Here is a 13,946-nt window from a genome sequence, read left to right as displayed (position 1 = left end):
GATCGGGACGCGACGTGCCATGGGTGGACGCGAGTCCTTGCATGCATTATACAAATCGCACATTAACAAAGTGTTTGCGGGTACTTGACGCGCCTGTAACGCCGTGCAATGCCTCAGCGCCGGAAGTGCAGGAGACGCCCGGTCTGAACGCCGGCCGCATCGCCTTCCAGCGCCCCGCGCGATCGCGAGAGTGTGAAGCCAAGGGCGTCCAACAGCCTGGCCAGCACTGCGCTGTTGCCGCGACCTGGATCGGCGACCACGACTTCGGCGCGTTCGCGTGCATGCCGCTGCACGACTCCGGCGAGGAGCGCCGCGTGGTCCCGCTCGTACAAGACGTCGCTGGCGACAATCATGTCGAAGCTGCCCAGGGTCGGCAGTTCATTCTCCCAGTCCAGCTGCCGGTAATGCACGGCGGGCAGCTCGTTGAGCGCCGAGTTGTAGGCCAGGAAGGCTTCGGCGAGCGGGTGTATGTCGGATGCCACCACGTCGGCACCGCGGCGCTGCAGCACGAGGCTCGCGAGGCCGATGCCACAGCCGGCCTCGAGGATGCGCCTGCCTTCGACAGGGAGCCTGTCCATGGCGGTGGCAAGGAGGCGCCCCGAGGGCCAGAGCTGGCCGAAATGGCTCCACTGGGCCGAGGAGATCCCCAGGCGCTCGCCGTGGCCGTCCGGGTCCGCGAATTGCTGGCGATCGCTGAGCACGCGCAGGCGATAGCGATGGGCGCCGATCGCCACCGTAAGGGTGCGGGTGGAATAGCCGGGCACGGAGGCCTCCCGGGAGGGGCGTCGCTCCTTGCGGAGTGCGCGTGGGAGGATGCGAACGGGCCAAGGCCGATGCGCGCAGGACACGCATTCTGGCCGCGGGCCTTCCCCAGCCTAGCAGCAAGGAGGCCCTCCGGTGCTCAGTCCTGCGCGCGCAGCAGCTCCAGGAACTCGTCGGGCGGCATGGGGCGGGCGATGACGAAGCCCTGGCCGACGTCGCAGCCGGCTTCGAGGAGCCATCGCCGCGTGGCTTCGTCCTCGATGCCCTCGGCGGCCACGCTGGCGCCGAGCTCGTGGCCGAGATCGATCGTCGCTCGGACGATCGCGCGGTCGGAGCGCGAGGCCCGCAGCGCATGCACGAAGGAGCGATCGATCTTGAGCTCCTCAGGCGCCAGCCGGCGCAGGTTCACCAGCGAAGAGTGGCCGGCACCGAAGTCGTCGACGGAGATCCCGATCCCGTGCCTGCGGAGGCGCGGAAGGGCTTCGGCGACGCGTTCGGGTTCACGCATCACTTCGGTTTCGGTGATTTCCAGCATGAGGCAGTGGCCTTGTTCGCCACTGGCCTCGATGATCGCATCGACGAGGCGCGGGTCGGCCAAGTCGTTGGCCGAGACGTTGATCGCGATGTGCAGGGGGCGGGCGCTGTCGGGCCAGCTGCGACACTTCGCGACGCCGTGGCGCACCAGGTAGAGGGTCATTTCGCCGATGGCCCGCGCCCGTTCCAGGATCGGCACGAAGTCATCGGGCTCCAGCGCTCCCAGGCGAGGGTGCCGCCAGCGCACCAGGAGTTCGGCGCCAAGCAGCCGGCTGCTGCGAAGGTCGATCTTTGGCTGCAGGGCGAAATCGAGCTCCTGCCTGGCGATCGCCTCGCGCAGCTCGGCAAGGATCAGGGCGTCGTCGGTGCCCGGCGCGTCGGCGGCCCTGGGCGTGGTCGCGCGCCCTGCGGTCGGGCGCGGCCTGCGGCGCCAGGCGAAGAGAGCGATGCCGGCGACCAGCAGCGCGGCAAGCACGGCCACTGCAGCGAGGGCGGGCGGCGCTGCGGGGGCCACGGCAGGGACGGGCGCCGCACGTCGACGCGGTTCCACACCGGTGGCGGCGGGATTGCCGAGCCATTCGATGTACAGACGGTTCTGCTCCCCGTTCCTGCGCAGGCGTTCAAGCGATGCGTTGATCCCGGCCACCAGCGCCGGCTGCCCGGGCCTGGCCGCGAACACGTACTTGCGCTCCAGGAGTGGAGGACTCAGCGCGACGATGCCGCGCAGGCCGGATTGCTGGATTGCGTGATACCCGATGCCGGTGGGCGCCAGGGCGTAGTCGACCTCACCACGCGCGACCATTTCAAGGGTTTCGGATTCGTTGTCGATCTCCACCAGCGTGACGCCGGGGCGGGCCAGTTCCTGCATCGTCTCCCATGCCAGGCCGGCGTGCTGCACTGCCACCCGGACATTGGCAAGTCCCTCCAGCGCGGCGACGGTCGGGGTTTCGTAGTGCCCGAACAGAGCATGGTGACGAAGCAGGATCGGCTCGCTGAGTCCATAGCGGCGCTCGCGCTCCGCCGACCAGAACATCGGCACGACATCGATCTCGCCGCGCGCCAGCCGTTCCAGCGCAGCTTCCCACTCTCCGAGTTCGAACACCGGATCAAGGCCAAGGTCCGCGGCGATCCCCCGGGCGAGTTCGACGTCGAAGCCGTCGGCGCGGCCGTTGGCGTCGATGAAATGATAGGGCGCGTAGTTGGCGTCGCCGCCAAAGCGGAGGCTGTCGCGAGAGGCTTCGGCGGAACTTGTGGCGGTATCGGCGGCAGCGGGGACAGCGATGGTCAGCGCGAGCGTCAGCGCCACTGCCGCTACCGCCTGCCGTAGCGCGCAACCCCGTCTTCCGCGCTGGCCGTACGCTTCCATCCTTCCCCATCCGATGGGCCTTGGCTGACTATTAGCACGTTGCCGCGCGGTTTGGGGAAGCCGGGCGCGCATATAGGATCCCCGCATGCGAACAACGATGACCCCTGCCACCCGCATCGGCCTGTCTGTCGCCGTTGCGACGGGCCTATACGGCGTGTCCTTTGGTGCCTTGGGGGTGGCGGCGGGCCTTGACGTGCTCCAGGTGGTGGCGCTCAGCGCGCTGATGTTCACCGGTGGCTCCCAGTTCGCCTATATCGGCGTGCTTGCGGGCGGCGGCGGCGGTGCGGCCGCATGTGGCGCGGCCACGCTGCTCGGCGTGCGCAACGCCGTCTACGGCATGCAGATCAACCGGATGCTGCGGCCGCGCGGGTGGCGTCGGGCGCTTGCCGCCCAGGTGTGCATCGATGAGTCCACCGCGACGGCAGTGGGCCAGGACGACCAGGACGAACAGCGGCGCGGCTTCTGGACCGCCGGGCTCGGAATCTATCTGCTCTGGAATCTCTGCACCCTGGCGGGCGCCTTGCTGGGCGATGCGCTCGGAGATCCGCGACGCTGGGGTCTCGATGGCGCGGCGGTGGCCGCGTTTCTTGGCCTGCTGTGGCCGCGATTGTCGGCCCGCGAGCCGGTCGCGATCGCAGTGGTGTGTGCACTGGCCACGGTGCTGGCGGTGCCCTTCGTGCCGCCCGGCGTGCCGATCCTGGTCGCGGCGGTGGTGGCTGCGGCGTGGGGCTGGCATGGCAAGGCGGGGGCGGCCTGATGTCGCAGTGGAGCTGGGTGCTGCTGGCCTGCGCGGCCGCGTTCGCGACCAAATTCGCCGGCTTCCTGGTGCCGCCGCACTGGCTTGATGCGCCGCGTGCGCGGGCCGCGGCGATGGCATTGACCGTCGGCCTGCTGGCCTCGCTGACGGCGGTCAACACCTTCGCAAACGGCCAGGCCCTGGCCTTTGATGCCCGCGTGGCGGCGCTGCTTGCGGCGGCCGCTGCGCTGGCGCTTCGGGCCCCGTTCCTGTTGGTGGTGGTGATTGGCGCCGCCGCCGCCGCGGTGGTGCGGCTGCTGCTGTGACCGCGCTGCGTGCTCAGCCGCCGGCGTCGCCGGGAATGCTCTCGAGCATGTGCTTGACGTGCTGCGCGGGATTCATGTCGGAATGCACCGCAAGCACGCGCCCATCGCTGCCGATCAGGTAGGAGGTGCGGCTGGACATCTCCGGCTTGCGCTCGAGCGCCGCGGCGTAGCTGGTGGCGATCTTCGCGCCTTCGTCGGCGGCCACCGGGAATTTCCCGGCGCAGGTCGCCTTGTCGGCCGAGAACTCGCGCAGCTGTTCGGTATTGCCCGCAGTCACCCCGATCACCGACACGCCGCGCGCCTTGAAGTCATCGATGGCCTGCGAGAACAGCGCCGCCTCGATGTTGCAGCCGGGCGTGTTGGCGGCGGGAAAGAAGTAGAGCACCACCGGGCCGTCGCGCAGGGCATCGGCGAGCGAATACTCGAAGGCTTCGCCGGCAAGCCAGGCCGGTGCGGTGAAGTCGGGCGCGGCGTCGCCGGGCTGAAGGGTGGCCTGCGCCTGGAACGAACAGGCCGAGGCCAGGGCGAGGGCGGCGAGGACGATGCTGCGCTTGATGGGGTTCATGGCGGGCTCCTGGGATGCGGCGATTAGGGCGCTGGACAGGTTTCAGCGCGGCACCAGCCGACCAACCAGGTCGGCGAAGCCATCAACATACGCCTGCAGGAAGGCAGGGGTGTCGGCGCTGGTGAAATCACCGTCGGCGCCGATGAGGTCGGGCCTGAACTGGATGCAGGCTTCGCCGCCCTGGACCACCGCGCCGAGGATGCAGAGGATCTATGCTCGGGCATCACTACGGCGACGGCATCGGCGGCCGCGACCTCGTCAGTGAAGCGGACCGCTTCCGCGGGACGCCCGCCCTCGAGGTCCATGTTGTACATCGGCAGGTCGTCGGTGCGCGGGCAGCTGACCTCGAAGGAATCGGGCAGCAGGCGCGCCATCGCCTCGGCGAGTTTGCGGGTTGATGGAGCGTGCCTCAGATGTCGAGGCCGGATCCGCCCCGCTTGCCGGCTTTCAGCGCGCGATGGCGATCCTCGACGCTGCGCCAGCGGCGCACGCTGCGCTGGAAGAACAGGCTGTTGGGCACGCGCAGCACGCTGCCGCGGGGTTCGCCGGCGTCATCGATTTCCTGCAGCGTGGTGTAGACGAGGTTGATGTCTGTGACCCGTCCGCCGAGCCCGGGCTTGTCGCCGCCCTCGAGGAGTTCGACGTGGTCGTACAGCCGGAACGGGCGCGTGGCAAGGATCAGCATGGTGCAGAAGATGTTCGACAGCACGCTCCATGCGGCGAAGAAGGCCACTGCCGCAACGGCCGCGAAGCCGGTGAACGCGGTCCACAGCACTGTGCCGGACACGCCCAGCCGCTGCAGCACAAGCAGCAGGGCGGCGGCCCAGATCAGGAAGGTGATCACGCGCCGGGAGCCGATCACCAGTTCCTGCGGCGCGTCGTAGCGCTGCCATACCCGGTCGCCGACACGGCGTGCGAGCAGGCGCAGCAGCCAGGCCCCCAGGATGATCAGCGCCACCTGGCCAAGCGGCACGATCACGCCCAGCCATTCCTGCACCCACACGGGCAAATGCTCCCTCATCACGGCTCCATGCCGGCACCACGCCGGCGTGGCCGCGATTGTCCCAGATCGCGCGGCCGGGGCGGGCAGGCCGATGGCTGTCGCGACCGGGCACGGCAGCGTGATCGGAGGCGAGCCGGCGGCTGTTGGGTATGCTTGCAGGGTTGGCGTCCCGCGCGGCGCCCGTCCATTGCACCCAGTCCGGAGACCTCCATTTGAAGATCAACCTTCTCACCGCGGCAACCGCGCTTGCCCTGTCGCTTGCCGCCCCCGTAGCCGCCCATGACGTCCGCGCCGCAGGTGACTGCATCGACATCGCCTGCGACGCCAGCCTGCTGTTCGAAGCGGACGACTCCGCCGCTGGCGCCGGCGACACCGTGGCTGCCACGCGCTACGGCGCCTGGGGCATCGACACTGCGGGCATGGACCGGGACGTGCGGCCGGGCGCCGACTTCTTCCGCTACGTCAGCGGGACCTGGGCGGACAACACCGAAATCCCGTCCGACAAGTCGATGTACGGTTCGTTCCTGGTCCTGCGCGACCTGTCCGAGGCGCGCGTGCGCGGCCTGGTCGACGGGTATGCCGCGCTTGGCGACGCCGCCACCGGCGACGCGGCCAAGGTCGCGACCCTCTACCGCAGCTTCATGGACGAGGCCGCGATCGACGCCCTGGGCGCCGCCCCGCTGGCCCCGCACCTCGACGCCATCCGCGCAGCGGCCGACAAGGATGCGCTGGCCGACCTGATGGGCCGCGCCGCCGGCGGTCCGGGCGCGACCCTGTTCCGCGTGGGCGTCTCCGACGACCAGCGCGATCCCGATCGCTACACCCTGTACATGAGCCAGTCCGGACTCGGCCTCGGCGATCGCCAGATGTACCTGGACGAGAAGTTCGAGCCGCAGCGCGAGCGCTACGTCGCCTACATCGCGCAGCTGCTTGAGCTTGCCGGCTGGGACGAAGCGCAGGCCAATGCGCAGCGCGTGTTCGACTTCGAGAAGTCGGTGGCCGAAGCGCATTGGACCCGCGCCGAAAGCCGCGACCGCAGCCGCACCTACAATCCGGTCGAGCGCGCCGCATTCGCGACCACCGCGCCGGGCTTCCCCTGGGAGCGCTATTTCGCCGCCTCCGGCGTCGGCGATGCGCCGCGCGCGGTGGTCCGCCAGGACACGGCGATCCCGAAGCTGGCAGCCATCTTCGCCGGTACCGATCTCGATACGCTCAAGGCCTGGCAGGCCTTCCACGTCACCGACCAGGCCGCGCCGCTGCTGTCGAAGGACTTCGTCGACGCGCACTTCGACTTCCGCTCGAAGTTCCTCTCCGGCCAGCCCGAGCAGCGCGAGCGCTGGAAGCGCGGCGTGGCCCACGCCGAGGGCGCGATGGGCGAGGCGATCGGCCGCGACTACGTGGCGCAGTACTTCCCGCCGGACGCCAAGGCCAAGATGGATGACCTGGTGGCCAACGTGAAGGCGGCCATGGGCGCGCGCCTGGACCAGCTGGAGTGGATGGGTGAGGACACCAAGAAGGAGGCCCGCGCCAAGCTGGCCGGCTTCGGCCTGAAGATCGGCCACCCGGAGGAATGGCGCGACTACGCCGCGCTCGAGGTCAAGGATGGCGACGTGCTCGGCAACGCCCTGCGTTCGGCGGCGTTCGAATGGGATTACGACCGCGCGCGCATCGGAAAGCCGGTAGACAAGGCCGAGTGGGGCATGACCCCGCAGACGGTCAACGCGTACTACTCGTCGGTGAAGAACGAGATCGTGTTCCCGGCCGCGATCCTGCAGCCGCCGTTCTTCGATCCAGATGCGGATCCGGCGGTGAACTACGGCGGCATCGGCGGCGTGATCGGCCACGAGATCATCCACGGCTTCGACGACCAGGGCCGCAAGTCCGACGGCGCCGGGCTGCTGCGCGACTGGTGGACCGCCGACGACGCCGCCAAGTTCGAGGTCCAGGCCGCGAAGCTCGGTGCCCAGTACGAGGCCTACGAGTTCCCGCAGCTGCCGGGCATGCACATCAACGGCAAGGTGGCGATGGGCGAGAACATCGGCGACCTTGGCGGCCTGACCATCGCGCTTGAGGCCTATCGCCGCTCGCTCGACGGCAAGGATGCGCCGGTGATCGACGGCTTCAGCGGCGAGCAGCGCTTCTTCATGGGCTGGTCGCAGGTCTGGCGCACGCTTTGGCGCGACGATGCGCTGCGCCAGCAGCTGGTCAATGGCACGCATTCGCCGGGCCACATCCGGGCGTTTGCCCCGCTGCGCAACATCGATGCCTGGTACGAGGCCTTCGGCGTCACCGATGCCGACGCGCTCTGGATCGCGCCCGAAGACCGGGTCCGTATCTGGTAAGCAGAACAAAGGAGGGGGCGGATTTCCGCCCCCTTTCCTTTGGTTCTTGCCCTGATTGAGCAGGCTCCGGGAGGAGGCGCGCCCGCTCTTGATCTTCGACCCGAAGCAGGAAAGCGCCACGGCCCGTCCCGTGCACAGGGGGTGTGCGTACAGCCGGCCATGGATGGCCGGCGGCCGGCCTTGGGAGCAGGACGCGGACAGGCCGGGGAGCACACCCCTGTGTGCGGGACGGGCAGCGCGGACCGGAACGGAGCAGCTCCCGGCCCGACAACGCCGCAACTGTCATGTCAGCAACGCGGAGCCTCGAGCAAAACCAGCCACCCCGCCGGGTCTGCCTTGCGTCTCTCCTCCGGTCGGGAGATGAATCTCTTTATTCGCGCGCCGATCCGTGGCGTAATCCACGGACCCCACGTCGTCCATGTATCCACGAGGTACGCGATTCCGCACGTCCACAGGAGCCAGGCACGCAATGCAGCCGCAAGTGATCAGCGAGGAGTATGGAATTCCCCCGGCGCAGGCACGGGAGATCATCGGGCGTGAGACTCGGCGTGCGCTGGTCGGGCGCTGGCAGGCCTGGGCCTGGCTCGCGCTGACGATGGGAGCGGCGGTGGTATTGCACCTGGCACAGCCGGGCAACGGGCTGTGTGCGCTGCTGATCGCCGCCGGCGCGCTGCTGGTCTGGTTCCAGGTCGGGCGCTTCCTGGCGGAGCCGGCGGTCCACGCCGCGGCACGGAGCCGTTCCGGCGCTTGATCCCGGTCAGGGCGCCAGACGCCCGGACAGCCCAGCCTTGGCGTTCCAGTCGAGGTGGGAAATCCAATGTCAGAGCCGTCGGTCATCGTCATCGGAGCCGGCCCAGCGGGCCTGTGCCTGGCGCGCGCGCTGTCGCAGCGTGGCCTGTGCGTCGATGTGTTCGAGCGCCAGTCGCGTGAATCCGTTGCCAGGCCCGCGTTCGACGGCCGCGAGATCGCGCTGACCCGGGCGTCGATGCGCATCCTGAGCGAGCTTGGCGCATGGCAGCGGATCCCGGAGGACGCGGTGTCGCCGCTGGTCGGCGCACGCGTGGCCGACGGCGATGCCGGGCACGGATTCGAAGTCGACGCCGCGCCCCTCGGGCATCAGGCCCTGGGCGCCCTGGTTGCGAACCGCGATATCCGCGCGGCCGCATGGGAACTGGTCGAAAGCGACCCGCGCATCCGCCTCCACTTCGACGCCGTGGTCGCCTCGGTGGCGTCGGACCCGCGACAGGCCGAGGTGGTGCTGGAGGACGGTCGCCGTTTCCAGGCCCCGCTGCTGGTCGCGGCCGACAGCCGCTTCTCCTCGATCCGCCGTGCGATGGGGATCCCGGTGGCCATGCATGACTTCGGCAAGACCATGCTGGTGTGCCGGGTGCGGCTGGAGAAGCCGCACGGAGGCATCGCCCTGGAATGGTTCGGCACCGGCCAGACGCGGGCACTGCTGCCGCTGCGTGGGCAACTGGCGTCGGCGGTGGTCACGGTCACTGGCGCGGAGGCGGAGCGGCTGAAGTCGCTGGACGCCGATGCGTTTTCGCGCGAGCTGCAGTCGCGCTACGGCAACCGCTTCGGCGCGATGGCGCTGGAAGGCGAGGCGCATGCGTACCCGCTGGTGGCGACCTGGGCGCGGCGGTTCGTCGGCCCGCGCTTCGCGCTGCTCGGTGACGCCGCGGTCGGCATGCACCCGGTCACGGCGCACGGCTTCAATCTCGGCCTGGCCAGCGTCGAGCGCCTGGCGTCGGCGGTGGCCGACGCGGTCGCGGCGCACCATGACCCTGGCCACCCCGCGCTGCTGGCGCGCTACCAGCGTCGTCATCGCGCCGGCTGCCTGCCGCTGTTCCTCGGCACCGCGCTGGTGGTCCGGATGTTCACCGATGATCGCCGGCCGATGCAGCCGCTGCGGCGCGCGATCATCCAGGCCGGCAGGATGCTGCCGCCGCTCAGGCACGCGCTGGCCGACACCCTGCTGGACGACGGGCCGGTCGATCCGTCCCCGTTGCAGCGGCTTCGCCGTAGCGTCGCGCTGCTGAAGCCGGCGGCCCGCGGGCACGGCGCGCACGCCCGCTGACGCGATCGGCACCAGCGCGGGCGGGGTGGCGACACGGCCGCGCAGGCACGGGTGCTGCGCTGTGGGGCGGTCCGCTCGATGGCCGCTGGCTACACTATGCAGCCCACGCCACACCGGAGTCGCCGATGTCCAGCATTCCCGCCTGCCCGCAATGCGGACTGGAAAACACCTATCCCGACGGCGCGCTGTACATGTGTCCGGACTGCGGCCACGAATGGGCCGTGGGCGATGGCGAGGCTGCAGGCGATGCCATCGTGGTGCGCGACGTCAACGGCAATGAGCTGGCAGCGGGCGACACCGTGGTGGTGATCAAGGATCTCAAGGTCAAGGGTTCATCGATCCCGCTCAAGCAGGGCACGATGATCCGCAACATCCGCCTGGTCGACGACGACGCGGAGCACATCGAGGGCCATTCGGACAGGATCCGCGACCTCGTGCTGAAAACCTGTTTCCTGCGCAGGGCCTGAGGGGCGATGACCGCGGCGTCCGGCGCTGGAACCCTGGCGACCGGCATCCGCCGCGTCGCCGTCGTCGGCGGCGGCCCGGCCGGCTTGTTCGCCGCCGAACTGCTGCGCGCGGCCGGCTGCGAAGTCCATGTCTTCGAGGCCAAGGGCTCGGTCGGGCGCAAGTTCCTGGTGGCCGGCAAGGGCGGCCTGAACCTTACCCACTCCGATCCGCCGGCGCTGTTTTCCGGTCGCTATCGCCAGCGCAGCGCCGAGGTCGGTCGCTGGCTCTCCGCCTTCGATGCCGATGCGCTGCGGGAATGGGCGCGCGGGCTTGGCGTCGAGACCTTCGTCGGCAGCTCCGGTCGGGTCTTTCCCGTGGACCTCAAGGCTGCCCCGTTGCTGCGTGGCTGGGTCCGCAGGCTGCGTGCGCAGGGCGTGGACATCCACGTCCACCATCGCTGGCTTGGATGGGACGACAGGGGCGCGTTGCGGTTTGCGACGCCGGATGGCGAAACCGGATTCGATGCCGACGCCACGGTGCTCGCGCTGGGCGGCGGCAGCTGGCCGCAGCTGGGCTCGGACGGCGCATGGCAGGACCTCCTGCGCGATGCCGGCATCGAGGTCGCGCCGCTGCAATCGTCCAACTGCGGCTTCGACATCGGCTGGTCCGCGCACTTCGCAGGGCGCCATGCGGGTGCCCCGCTGAAGCCGGTCGTTGCGCATTGGCGCGATCCCGGTGGGCGCGTGCATGCACTGCAGGGCGAGTGCGTGGTTTCGGAGCACGGGATCGAAGGCAGCCTGGTCTACGCGATCTCCGCCGACCTGCGCGAGCTCATCGCACGCGACGGGCATGCGCTGATTGAGCTCGACCTCGCGCCCGGGCGCGAGCGTGCGCGGCTGCAGGGCGAGCTGTCGCGGCCGCGGGGCAAGCGCAGCCTGTCGGAGCACCTGCGGCGCGCAGCAGGACTCGACGGCGCCAGGGCCGGCCTGCTGCGCGAGGTCCTCGGTGCCGACGCCATGCACGACCCGGCCGCCGTGGCAGTCGCCAGCAAGCGCCTGCCTCTGCGGCTGGTCGCGACGCGACCCCTGGCGGAGGCGATCAGCAGCGCCGGTGGCGTCCGCCTCGAGGCCCTGGACGACGGCCTGATGCTGCGGGCGCGGCCGGGTGTCTTCGCTGCGGGGGAGATGCTCGACTGGGAAGCGCCGACGGGCGGATACCTCCTGACCGCCTGCTTCGCCAGTGGATGCGTGGCGGCCGAAGGCGCACTGCGCTGGCTGGATAACATCGCCCCTGCCGGCATGCGGCATGCTGACGCCCTCACGCCCCCGGAGGATGGTTGACGATGGATGCCAGACTGATCTCGATGCTGCTCGTGCTGGCCCTGCCCTTGGCGGCCTGCGAGCACGGCGCGCCGCCACCTGAAGCAGTCGCTGCCGATGACCACATGAGCGCCGCGGCTGCAAACCGGACTCTGCCAGCCGGGTTCGTGGTCCTGACCAACGAGCCGTTCTGGCAGGCGAGGGTGGAAGCGGGCGCAGTGGTGCTCAGCGGGCCCGACCTCGAAGGCCGGCGGTTCGCCATCGCCACTGACAACGAAGTCGAAGGCACCAGGCTGGTGCATGCCAGCGACGATGCCGGGACGATCGCGGTGACGCTGACGCCGGGACCGTGCGAGGACTCCATGTCGGGTGCCGTGTTTCCCCAGGTGGCCGAGCTGGTCATCGATGGCGTCGGTCCGGTTTCCGGCTGCGCGCGCCCCGCTGGCACGCCGCCGCCCGCACCGTCGGGCCTTTGACCGGCCGCTGCGCCGCGTAGAGGCTCAGGCGTGCGTGGAGCGGAGCACCGGCCCCGGTTCCACGAATACCGTATCGCCCCAGCCGGTGGGCATGGTGATGGTGACGGCCCGGCCGGACAGGGTGGCATCACCGAGTGCGACGGCGTGCGCGGCCATGGTGGCCTTGAAGCGGCTGTGGAAGACCTCGTCGAAGCTCGCCCCTGAAACCTGGAACCCCGCCGCGACCTCTTTGATCTCGACCATTGGCGCGTCCTGGTGGTGTAGGTGTGCCCCGGCCCAGCTTTACGACTTGCTCAAGGTCGCGGCCAGTTCCGTTGCTGAGCGGCATCCGTGACCGGTGCAGGGCCGTGCTGCCGGGGCCCCGCCATCATGCGCGGGGATGGCTTGGTTGCCTGTCAGTGACTTGGCGATTCGAGGGTAGGGGAAATCTGAAACCCCGGCTGGCCGGAGCGCGGCCGGGCCGCAGCGAGGCCTTCAGGGCGCCGTGTGCGGCGGGGACGCTTCGGGCTCCACCGGAAGCAGGTCTTCGTTGGCGTGCGCCTGCTGTTCGGCGGCAATGTGCTCGTCGAGGTCGCGGTTGACCGAGGTGTCGGCCGCTGCCTCCTCGGCGGCGGGCGCCTGCACGGCACGCTCGGCCGCTCCGGCCGGGGAACTTTCCTCCGGAAGCGTGGCGGCATACTGGATCACGCGCGGTGTGTTCACCCCGGCCTCGGCCAGCCGCGTACGCACCGAATGGATGGCCTCGCTGCGCACCTTGCCAAGATCGCTGCTGCGCTGGTCGACCCAGGCGAAGAAGCGCAGCGTGATCGCCGACGCGTCATACGCGTCCACCGTCCAGGAGGGCCCGGGGTCCGCAAGCACGCCATCGACCCCGCGAATCGCCGACAGGGCGAGGTCATGCACGCAACGGATGGATTCCGCAACGTCGACAGGAATCGTGAAATCCAGCCGCCGCCGCGCGTTGCTGGAGAAGTTCAGCACCACCGACTTGAACACCAGTGCGTTGGGCAGGGTGAGGCGGTTGCCATCGAAGGTCACGAGGACGGTGGCTCGCGGCGTCAATGCCGCGACCTTGCCTTCATGGCTGCCGTCGATGCGCAGGGAGTCGCCTGGCGCGAACGGGCGGCGGATGCTCAGCAGCACGCCGGCCACGTAATTTTCGGCGATGTCCTTGAACGCGAAGCCAAGTGCGAGCCCGATCACGCCTGCCGAACCCATGACCGCGCCCACCAGGGCGGTCGCACCCAGCAGGTCGAGTGCCACCAGGATCCCGCCCAGAAGCACCAGCCACTGCACCAGCTGCTGCACCAGGCTTGCGAAATACGGATTCTCGGACTGCCAGTTGCGCCGCTGGATGCGCTGCCCGAAGCGCCGTCCCAGCCATTTCCCCAGCGACCATGCCAGGGCGACCACGAGCATCGCCACGATGAGCAGCGGCAGGGTGGCCACCAGGCGCACGATCTTGTCCAGCGCGAGCGTGGACGCGGTGCCGATGCGGTCGGATATGCGGGTGCTCAGCATCACGCGGTTGTCGACCCGGGTGATCCCGGGCTGCTGTTCAACCACCTGTGCGGCGCGTTCGCGGTCCTCGGGTGCGAGGACCACGCCCTGCAGCTCGGCTACGCCGTCGCGGACGGTCACGGTGACGTCGGCCAGCCCATCGGTCTCCCGCAAGCGCTCGGCGACGCGGCGGCTGTCGGCCAGGTCGCGTCCGGTATCCGCGGTGTCCGCGGAGTCGGCGCGTTCGGCGGAATCGGGCGTCGTGTCGGTCCCCACCGCCGTGGGTGCCGGGGCCGGCGCGCTTGCCTGGGCGTGGGCCGGAGCGCCAGCGACGGCTGCCAGTGACAGCAAAAGCGACAACAGGGCGGCGAGTGGGGCAGTCGTGTTCACGCGCATGCCGCAATGGTCGCACGGCGCGGTGAAGCCGGCGCAACGCCGCGAATCGGCGCGGACCGCCGATGGTGTGGGAGCGTGGACCCGCCGCAGGGCT

The 13,946-nt window shown here is 69.9% G+C and carries 16 protein-coding genes; 9 read left to right on the top strand and 7 right to left on the bottom strand.

Translation table 11 applies throughout. The features are described from left to right. Positions 1-113 precede the first annotated feature (113 nt). Both WCE37_RS05065 and WCE37_RS05060 read right to left on the bottom strand, forming a co-directional pair. Positions 114-764 (bottom strand): methyltransferase domain-containing protein, encoded by a 651-nt coding sequence (locus tag WCE37_RS05065; protein ID WP_343278398.1) that lies wholly within the window; start codon positions 762-764, stop codon positions 114-116. 137 nt (positions 765-901) lie between these two features. Continuing rightward, positions 902-2,602, bottom strand: coding sequence for an EAL domain-containing protein (locus tag WCE37_RS05060; RefSeq protein ID WP_343278397.1), 1,701 nt, complete (start codon positions 2,600-2,602; stop codon positions 902-904). Between the two features lie 157 nt (positions 2,603-2,759). Here WCE37_RS05060 and WCE37_RS05055 point away from each other — a divergent pair, with 157 nt between their 5' ends. Together WCE37_RS05055 and WCE37_RS05050 are read left to right on the top strand one after the other, a co-directional pair. Beyond that, a complete protein-coding gene (locus WCE37_RS05055; RefSeq protein WP_343278396.1) occupies positions 2,760-3,419 on the top strand; it encodes an AzlC family ABC transporter permease in 660 nt (219 codons plus the stop codon). Further along, entirely contained in the window at positions 3,419-3,724 is a 306-nt protein-coding gene (locus WCE37_RS05050) for an AzlD domain-containing protein (protein WP_343278395.1), read from the top strand. Before WCE37_RS05055 ends, WCE37_RS05050 begins: the two co-directional genes overlap by 1 nt. Positions 3,725-3,737: 13 nt before the next feature. Here the strand turns inward: WCE37_RS05050 and WCE37_RS05045 are convergent, their stop codons facing one another. Both WCE37_RS05045 and WCE37_RS05040 read right to left on the bottom strand, forming a co-directional pair. Beyond that, on the bottom strand, positions 3,738-4,289 hold the full coding sequence (locus tag WCE37_RS05045) for a peroxiredoxin (RefSeq protein ID WP_343278394.1): 552 nt from the start codon (positions 4,287-4,289) through the stop codon (positions 3,738-3,740). Between the two features lie 42 nt (positions 4,290-4,331). Continuing rightward, complete coding sequence (locus tag WCE37_RS05040; RefSeq protein ID WP_343278393.1) at positions 4,332-4,478, bottom strand: hypothetical protein; 147 nt, start codon at positions 4,476-4,478, stop codon at positions 4,332-4,334. Positions 4,479-4,501: 23 nt separating this feature from the next. Here WCE37_RS05040 and WCE37_RS05035 point away from each other — a divergent pair, with 23 nt between their 5' ends. Beyond that, on the top strand, positions 4,502-4,687 hold the full coding sequence (locus tag WCE37_RS05035; RefSeq protein ID WP_343278392.1) for a hypothetical protein: 186 nt from the start codon (positions 4,502-4,504) through the stop codon (positions 4,685-4,687). An 11-nt stretch (positions 4,688-4,698) separates the two neighbouring features. On the opposite strand, the gene WCE37_RS05030 is transcribed toward WCE37_RS05035, so the two are convergent. Then, a complete protein-coding gene (locus tag WCE37_RS05030) occupies positions 4,699-5,310 on the bottom strand; it encodes a mechanosensitive ion channel family protein (protein ID WP_343278391.1) in 612 nt (203 codons plus the stop codon). A 194-nt stretch (positions 5,311-5,504) separates the two neighbouring features. Between WCE37_RS05030 and WCE37_RS05025 the strand changes: the two genes are divergently transcribed. From WCE37_RS05025 to WCE37_RS05000, 6 genes are all read left to right on the top strand, one after another. Next, entirely contained in the window at positions 5,505-7,634 is a 2,130-nt protein-coding gene (locus tag WCE37_RS05025; protein ID WP_343278390.1) for a M13-type metalloendopeptidase, read from the top strand. Positions 7,635-8,103: 469 nt separating this feature from the next. Next, a complete protein-coding gene (locus WCE37_RS05020; protein ID WP_343278389.1) occupies positions 8,104-8,385 on the top strand; it encodes a hypothetical protein in 282 nt (93 codons plus the stop codon). Positions 8,386-8,451: 66 nt separating this feature from the next. Further along, the gene (gene ubiM, locus WCE37_RS05015) at positions 8,452-9,714 is read left to right on the top strand and encodes a 5-demethoxyubiquinol-8 5-hydroxylase UbiM (protein ID WP_343278388.1); all 1,263 of its coding nucleotides are present in this window, start codon (positions 8,452-8,454) and stop codon (positions 9,712-9,714) included. A 125-nt stretch (positions 9,715-9,839) separates the two neighbouring features. After that, positions 9,840-10,181: a zinc ribbon domain-containing protein YjdM gene (locus WCE37_RS05010; RefSeq protein ID WP_343278387.1), complete on the top strand. Its 342-nt coding sequence runs from the start codon at positions 9,840-9,842 to the stop codon at positions 10,179-10,181. 6 nt (positions 10,182-10,187) lie between these two features. Then, complete coding sequence (locus WCE37_RS05005) at positions 10,188-11,501, top strand: TIGR03862 family flavoprotein (RefSeq protein ID WP_343278386.1); 1,314 nt, start codon at positions 10,188-10,190, stop codon at positions 11,499-11,501. Continuing rightward, positions 11,498-11,956: a hypothetical protein gene (locus tag WCE37_RS05000; RefSeq protein ID WP_343278385.1), complete on the top strand. Its 459-nt coding sequence runs from the start codon at positions 11,498-11,500 to the stop codon at positions 11,954-11,956. Before WCE37_RS05005 ends, WCE37_RS05000 begins: the two co-directional genes overlap by 4 nt. 24 nt (positions 11,957-11,980) lie before the next feature. Here WCE37_RS05000 and WCE37_RS04995 read toward each other — a convergent pair whose 3' ends face one another. Next, positions 11,981-12,199 carry a hypothetical protein gene (locus WCE37_RS04995; RefSeq protein WP_343255719.1) on the bottom strand — a complete coding sequence of 73 codons (219 nt, stop codon included), beginning with the start codon at positions 12,197-12,199 and terminating at the stop codon, positions 11,981-11,983. Between the two features lie 231 nt (positions 12,200-12,430). Then, complete coding sequence (locus WCE37_RS04990; protein WP_343278384.1) at positions 12,431-13,732, bottom strand: mechanosensitive ion channel domain-containing protein; 1,302 nt, start codon at positions 13,730-13,732, stop codon at positions 12,431-12,433. Between the last annotated feature and the right edge of the window lie 214 nt (positions 13,733-13,946).

The organism is Luteimonas sp. MJ250 (assembly GCF_039548455.1).
In the GTDB taxonomy this organism is placed as follows: domain Bacteria; phylum Pseudomonadota; class Gammaproteobacteria; order Xanthomonadales; family Xanthomonadaceae; genus Luteimonas.
The sequence above is the reverse complement of the archived record's forward strand: the minus strand, read 5'-3'. Positions and strand labels throughout refer to the sequence as shown.